Below are 7,574 nucleotides of genomic sequence, written 5' to 3' on the forward strand. Positions count from 1 at the left end.
CTTTTTACTTAATAATATCTTTTACATTTCCTATACGTATGTCACCATCATGATGATATTCAATGACATATCCCATATCTGGTGAATATATCCATGTATCAAAACTAACAGCTGTAACATCATCTATTACTTTTAAAACTTGATGTAAATTTGTTTTAATTATTGGTACTCTAGCATTATCCCAAATAATATATATTGTTTGAGAATATATTCCAAAACAGTTTTGTAGATATACTTTTATTTCATCCTCATTATATAAATCACCATAGTTTTGAATATTGGACCAATCTACTCTCCCCCATGATGTAATAGGAAATGCATTCCCAAAACTTTTTACTATCATTTTCCCTTGATTAGTTTCTAAAATTTCAATTTCTTCGCCTAATGCTTCAATACATTCTTCCAACAATGTTGCCATTTTATTACCTCATTTATTTAAATATTTCAATAATGATTTGAAAGTCTCTTCGTCTCCTTCAAAAGGAATTGCATATTTGATTGCTTTATCTTTTTTGCCATTTCTAAAATCTTCTACATTGATATGCATCCCTTTATTAGGATCATAATCTAATCTCCATCTTGCTTTATGATCAGCTGTCTCTCTACCAACAATTTTACCATAACCAGCGCTTTTATCCATCGTTCCTATGAAAGGTTGTGAATCAGCCCCTAAATCTCCCAATAAGCTCATTGCTTTATTTCTCGCTTGTTCATATGTTTGAACCTTATCAAGAACAATCTCTCCAGAACGACCACCTTTAGCAGCCTTCTCAAGGTTTTTCGCTTTCTTTTCAATATCTTCAACAGTACCAACTACTTTGCCGATAGTTTTTACTGTTTTTATGGTTCCACCAGAAAATACTGTTGCGATACCCATGACATAATCTGACGGCTTATATTTTTCTTCCTCAGCTATTTCATGTCCTTGTACCATTTGGATTATTTCTTTAGGGATATTAATAATTGGCACAAGATCTAATGTTACATTCATAAAATTAGTTGTATCCCGGTCAGCTTGTTCAAGCTCTCTCATTTTTTCTGGTGTAACACCAAAATCACGGAAAGCATTAGTTAAATCAATATTGCCAATACTTCCAGCAGGTATATCAATCTTATGACTTGCAATTTTATTAGCGGAGTCCATGAATGTATTTGCAAGATCTATTCCCATATTGAAATCTGTGAAGAATCCTGGGACTTTGGCATCCAATGCTTGTAAATCTTTCGCAATGATTGGAGCGTTTTTTCTTGTTACTTGTACAAGTTCCTCCAATTGAGGTTTCGCTTCATCTACAGAATGTTTTAGGCGAATGGAACTATTTACAACTGGTCCTAAGTCCTTAACTACACCCGAAAGCCCTTCAGCTAACTTACGATGATTTTTTTCAATTTCAACTGTTGCATCAGCTACATCTTTTAAAAAGCCTGACCATTTACCAGAAACCACATCTAATGCGTTGTAGTAATCAGCATAGTCTTGATAAAGCGCTCCATAGTTTTGGAGTATAGTAGTATATACATCAGCACTAAATCCCATCCACTCTTTTCCATACGCTAGGGCATCTTCTCTCGTATTTCCAAGCAGTCTGAATAGTTCTTTTCTTTGGGTGACTGTTAAATTTTTTATGTCACCTTTCATTGCATTCACTAATTCTTGCAATTTATCATGTGATTCTTTCATCACTTGCATTTTATACTGTACATCTTGCTTTGCATTGTTTATATTCCTGGAAATACTTTCCCAGTTTTCTGTAGCATCTAACAAACCTTGTTCTGATTCTTCTAAAATTTTAATCGTGTTATTTATGAATGGTTCGTCACTTTTTAAATAATCTAATACACCCTCAAATATTTTTATTTTCCCATCAAGAAGAGTAAGTGGACTTTTGGCTTCCTGATCAAAAATAATGGCATCATGAATACGTACATATCCTTTTTCTCCTTGATAATTAACCTCATACCAAGAACCGACTTTCCCAGTTACTTCTATCACTTCACCATTATCCACACGTTTTGCACGTAATACTTTTCTTAAATCTGGCTCTGGATATATATTTTTAACAAGGGATTCTAATGTAACCCACCCTTTAACCATTTCTCCGTCTTGATTAAAGGAGAATTTCTTGTCTTTATATGTAAAATCTCCTGTTTGTAATGCACCTGAAGGTTGCAGTAAACACCAATTAACCTCATGCTTCATCCAACCATTTTTGGATTCATGAGAAGCATCAAAATAATACGGTTTCCCATCAACATTTGTAAATCCTGATTGCACAGGACCTAACGGACCAAAGTAATAGATTTTCCCGTCAATATGTTGGATTCCAGTTTGCATCACACCATCTGTTCCCAGATAATAATCTGACCCATTTGTGTGTACCCATCCCGTTTGCATAAAACCATCGGTACCAAAATAATAACGTTTCCCATCAATTGCTTGGAAACCAGTTATTCTTTGCCCATCTTTTTTATAGTACGTCCATTTTCCTTCTTCTTGTACCCACCCTTGTTTATTATCTAAATAGAGTGCTTCTTTTAATTGATCAATCCATTGTAATCCATTCGCAAGAAGAGTTAAATCACTATCTAATTGTTTATCAAATTTCTTGTGAATATTAGGAGGAAAGTACTTTTCAGGATCTTTATGATACTCAGTTATCATAAAATGAGACAAATTCGTTGCTTCTTTTGCTACATCCCATGAACGAACTGGTGATTCACCAATCACAACGGACTCAAATATCCGAACATAACCGACTTCTCCTTGATATTTGACTTGGTACCATAAGCCCTGCTTTGAGATGACTTCTAAAACATCGCCATCCTTTACAGATTTAGACTTTAATAGAAATTTTGTTTCTGGCTTTGGATAGATTCTTTTAACAGTGGAACGAAGGGTGATCCATCCCTTTTCCATATCTCCGTACTTATTAATTTCAAATGGTTTTCCTTGATAGGTAAATGGTCCTGTCACATACTTCCCATCTTTTAAATAGCTCCATGAAGTTGCAGAAAAACTCCAGCCGGTCTTTAATTTACCAGGCTCACTATAATATAAATTGTCTTTCCCAGTCTGCTTTCTCCCTTCGACTAGTCTTCCATCTTTAAAAAAGGAATACTCTATTCCATCTAAAGTAATGTTATCTCTGCGTTTACTTCCATCTTTTTCGTAATAGTACCAATTCTCTTTCTCCTTCACCCAACCAACGTATTCATTCTTTTTTATATCTGTTACTTTCATAATCGTCCTATATAAGAACATAGAAAATTGCTCTCTGGTAACAATCCCATTTGGATTAAAATTGCCGTCACCTGTCCCACTTGTTATCTGGTTTTCAGCTAGAATTTTCACATATTCATTGGCCCAATGACCTTTCATATCCGTAAATTCAACCTTTCCTTGCGATTTTAAATCAAATGTTTTTACAAGCACAGCAGCCATTTCAGCGCGAGTCATATTATTCTTGGGATTGAATTTTTTCTCAGCATTTACACTGAAAATACCACGTGCTGTTAGTGCCAAAATTTCCTTTTTGAAATTGCTGTCATCGATATCAATAAATGGATTATTTGTACTATCTTGCGGTTTTAAATATCGATACAAGAAAGCTGCGAGATGTTCGCGAGTAATAGGATCCGTAGCACCGAAATACCCATTTCCGTATCCTGTTATAATCTTATTCTCAGCCATATACATTATTTCTTTATACGCCCAATGTGTTTTTGGCACATCGATAAAGGATAATGTAGTTTCTTGATTATTTTGTTCTGCATAAGCTGTTCCTAATGTACTGAATAATAAAATACATACCATAGAACTCAAAAATAATTTTTTAATTGTATTCACAATAGACCTCCTATTCAATTGTTAAAGATATAATTTCAAAATCAGCACTTATTTAAAACTTCGGCTTCCTCTGTAAACATTGGTGCATAGGTAGAAAATAATTAAAATAATGATAATATAAGTCCTATGACTTTCTTCATACTCGCATCTCCTTATTAATTCTTTAAAAACCTTTTAATTATATATTAAGTTTTGTTACTATTAAAATATTAAATGTAAATATGCATAATTGCATATCTATCTTCTCAATAGGGCGTACCCTATTGAGAAGAAATCCTTTCCTTGATATTATTAGTCTCAGAGTCTCTCAATAACACTTATCAAAAATACATACAAAAAGAGGGGTAAAAATGGTCTATGGATACGCTCGTGTAAGTGCACAAGATCAAAATCTAGATACACAGATTGAACAGCTCATGAAATATGGAGTAGATGAAATTATTAAAGAGAAAATAAGTGGAGTAACAAAACAAAAGCCAGAGTTAGACACTATACTGTCAAAACTAACTACTGGGGATACTTTGGTTGTAACTAGAATGGATCGTTTAGGTCGAAATACCATTCAGCTATTACAATTAGTAGAACAACTTCGGGAAAAGGATGTTCACTTTGCGATTTTAAATTTAGGAATAGATACTAGAACTCCAACTGGAAAATTCTTTTTAACTGTCATGGCTGCCTTTAGTGAACTTGATCGAGAAATGATTAAAGAAAAGCAACGTGCGGGAATAAAGTTAGCGAAACAAAAAGGAGTGTATAGAGGAAGATTGAAGAAATACACGGATAAACACCCAGGTATGAATCATGCGATTGAATTACGGGAGCACACCACTAAAACAGTGAAAGAAATATGCCAAATTACAGGTGTGAGTCAGGCCGCCCTGTATCGTAGATTAAAGGAACTTGATTAAAGTTCTTTTTTAATTTGTAATTAAATCCCAGAGTGGCCCCTCATACCCAGAATCGTTTCCGTACCCCCTTTACCTTCACGAATTGTAATAGTTCCTACACTACCAATTTTTCTATAATCCTCTATCTCTAAATTTACCACCTCACTAATCCGAAGGCCCGCTTGTAACATTAAACGAACCATGGCCATATTTCTTTTTCGTTTCCATTCATTTTCTTCTCGTCGAATCAGGTTAAGTAATTTCACTTGTTCCATGTCATTCAACCAACGTGGAGTGTCTTCTAACCTAGAAATACGTTTTATCTTTATTTTTTTGGTGGGATCATATATTGCAATCCTTTGTTCAATAAGATACGACCAGTATACTTTTAATGAGGCAATTCTTTTATTAATTGTAGACTTTGCCACTTTTTCAATGGTCTGCATATGATGAATCCATTCATGAATAACTTTTGCACTTATTTCATCAGGATTCCAATTTCGTTCATGTGAAATTTGTAACCATTCCATAAATTGACGGACTGAACGAACATATACTTGAATGGTTTGCTCTCGTTTCCCTTCATTTTTTAACCAGGTTTTAAAATCCATTGTTATCCTTCTTTCTTCAATTGTGTTCCGTAAACTTAATTTATCATCGATTTAAAATGTGTTCCGTAAACAATATCTATTATATTAAGTTTAATAAGTTAACGGAAGACATCTTCTGTTAACAAAAAAATATATCAAGTAATATCTATGTTAAAAGATAAAGCATAAGAAGAAGTTAAAAATAGATACTATTAAAATCGTTCTGTTTTTGTGAGTGGTAATTTTAAAGGTACCAATATACCTTGCATTACAAGTTACTGTGTGTTACTTTTATATTTATAACACTTGCATTGCAAGTTATTATTGTAATCATTTACCTTGTATTACAAGTTACTAGAAAATATGTATGAAAAGGGGGATGAAATGGCGGACTCAACGCAAATGTTAAAAGGTATTTTAGATGGATGTATTTTAGCCATTATTCAAGAAGGGGAAATATACGGTTACGAATTAACGGAGAAATTGCATAGCTATGGTTTTCATTCGTTTAGTGAAGGAACGATATATCCATTATTATTACGTATGCAAAAAGAAGGATTAGTTACGAGTGTACTAAGGGAATCTACGGCTGGTCCAAAACGAAAATACTACCTGTTATCAGAATTAGGTGAAAAAGAATTGGATGGTTTTAAAGAGCGTTGGATCGATTTAAAACTATCTGTTGAAAATGTGATTAATAAAGGGGGAAAATAGCATGTTATCAACGAAGTCTGAACAATTTTTAATCGAACTTAGAATGTATTTATTGCAACGAGGAAAAAAAGATGAAGATATAAATGGGATCGTGGAAGAATTAGAAGTTCATTTAATAGAAGCTGAAAACAAGGGAAAAAGTGTAGATACTATTATTGGCAAAAGTCGAAAACAACATATGAAGAATATTGGGAAAGAACTACCTGTAGATAAAGAAGGATTGTTCGTATTAATTCCTGCAGCAATTCTAGTTATTGTCGCTTATATGTGCTTTGCTCCAGCTATTAGAGGCCAATTCAAAATTTCACAAAACATATTGTTATTTGGATCATTACCCTTATTTCTGACCCTTTCTGTATTTGCAATTACACTATTCAAAGGGATTCCTAAAGTATATCCATCTACAAAAAGTTCACTATTTCTTGTAATGTTAGCTAATTTTATTACTATCGGAGTCTGGGTAGGATTCTATTTTTGGATGAATAAACAAATTGATACCGATTATTTTGTGGCAACTACACTACAAAATTATAGTATTGCGGCTGTTTGTATTTTAATTTTTATTATGTTTGCGTTGTATACAAAATCTTGGATTACGATTTTTGTAGCATTTTCAATGTCTATAGGCCCAATCTTAGAAAGGGTAATCCCAAGTGAAATAAATAAAGACCCACTGTATATTACAGTAACGATTATCGGTTGTGTTGTCATAGGTATTTGTTTAGGGATATATTTCTACAAAAAAAAGAAAAAATCATGAAGCAAGCCATTAAACAGATAAAGCTTGGGCGATGTACAAAAACCTAATTTGGATTGTATTCATTTAAGCGTTTATTATATATATCTATTTTTCGGTAAGTATTAGCATAAAGGAATACATTTTGGTTAATCTTCTTTCAAAATGTATTCCTTTTATTTGTTGTAAAATGCGTGTTTAAGTGATATTTCGATTAAATTACAATTATGAGTGGCCCCAAAAAGAAGGAATCGTTGCCGTGCCCCTTTATAGTTAATTTTGTAATAAATTTCTCAATATAGATATACTTGTTAAGTATGGTTTTAATATTCAAAATTAACAAAAAATAAATTATAATAAAAATATGATAGTTATCCTTTTGTTTACTCCTTGTGCTAAAGATAAGATTGTGTTCCCGATCTTATCTTTTTTCTTTGTAGATTTTTGATACAAAAAAAAGAATCCTTATAATAAGGATTCTGCAACAGGAACTAACAGATATATAACAATAAAAAGAATTACTTATATTATAATTTAAAAATGCAACAAAAACATTGAGAAAAATTTAAATAAATTGAATATTATTACAAGTTTAATTATAATTGATTAGGAGTTGGAGTAGTAATCTGTCATCTGTTCCTTTATTTTAAAGAAGATTGAGATCAGTCAATCTTCTTTTTTTTGGCTGTAAGGGGTATCGCCACACATCCATCAACTTAAGGATTTAGACTATTCTTGAAGTTAAAAGCACGTTACTATTCTCTTATGTTAATGAGAAAGGGTGACGTGCTTTTTTT

The 7,574-nt window shown here is 32.6% G+C and carries 6 protein-coding genes; 3 read left to right on the forward strand and 3 right to left on the reverse strand.

Going from position 1 to position 7,574, the window contains the following annotated elements:
* Positions 1-4: 4 nt before the first annotated feature.
* Both B5P42_RS30140 and B5P42_RS30145 read right to left on the reverse strand, forming a co-directional pair.
* Entirely contained in the window at positions 5-418 is a 414-nt protein-coding gene (locus B5P42_RS30140; protein WP_113735954.1) for a CDI toxin immunity protein, read from the reverse strand.
* Between the two features lie 9 nt (positions 419-427).
* Positions 428-3,847: an S-layer homology domain-containing protein gene (locus tag B5P42_RS30145; protein ID WP_113735955.1), complete on the reverse strand. Its 3,420-nt coding sequence runs from the start codon at positions 3,845-3,847 to the stop codon at positions 428-430.
* A 350-nt stretch (positions 3,848-4,197) separates the two neighbouring features.
* Between B5P42_RS30145 and B5P42_RS30150 the strand changes: the two genes are divergently transcribed.
* A complete protein-coding gene (locus B5P42_RS30150; RefSeq protein ID WP_113735956.1) occupies positions 4,198-4,758 on the forward strand; it encodes a recombinase family protein in 561 nt (186 codons plus the stop codon).
* 20 nt (positions 4,759-4,778) lie between these two features.
* Here B5P42_RS30150 and B5P42_RS30155 read toward each other — a convergent pair whose 3' ends face one another.
* A complete protein-coding gene (locus B5P42_RS30155) occupies positions 4,779-5,348 on the reverse strand; it encodes a tyrosine-type recombinase/integrase (protein WP_113735957.1) in 570 nt (189 codons plus the stop codon).
* A 363-nt stretch (positions 5,349-5,711) separates the two neighbouring features.
* On the opposite strand from B5P42_RS30155, the gene B5P42_RS30160 reads away from it, so the two are divergent.
* Together B5P42_RS30160 and B5P42_RS30165 are read left to right on the forward strand one after the other, a co-directional pair.
* The gene (locus tag B5P42_RS30160; RefSeq protein ID WP_113735958.1) at positions 5,712-6,041 is read left to right on the forward strand and encodes a PadR family transcriptional regulator; all 330 of its coding nucleotides are present in this window, start codon (positions 5,712-5,714) and stop codon (positions 6,039-6,041) included.
* 1 nt (position 6,042) lies between these two features.
* Complete coding sequence (locus tag B5P42_RS30165; protein ID WP_113735959.1) at positions 6,043-6,801, forward strand: NADH dehydrogenase subunit; 759 nt, start codon at positions 6,043-6,045, stop codon at positions 6,799-6,801.
* Positions 6,802-7,574: the final 773 nt, after the last annotated feature.

This window comes from Bacillus sp. SRB_331 (assembly GCF_003264175.1).
In the GTDB taxonomy this organism is placed as follows: Bacteria; Bacillota; Bacilli; order Bacillales; family Bacillaceae_G; genus Bacillus_A; species Bacillus_A mycoides.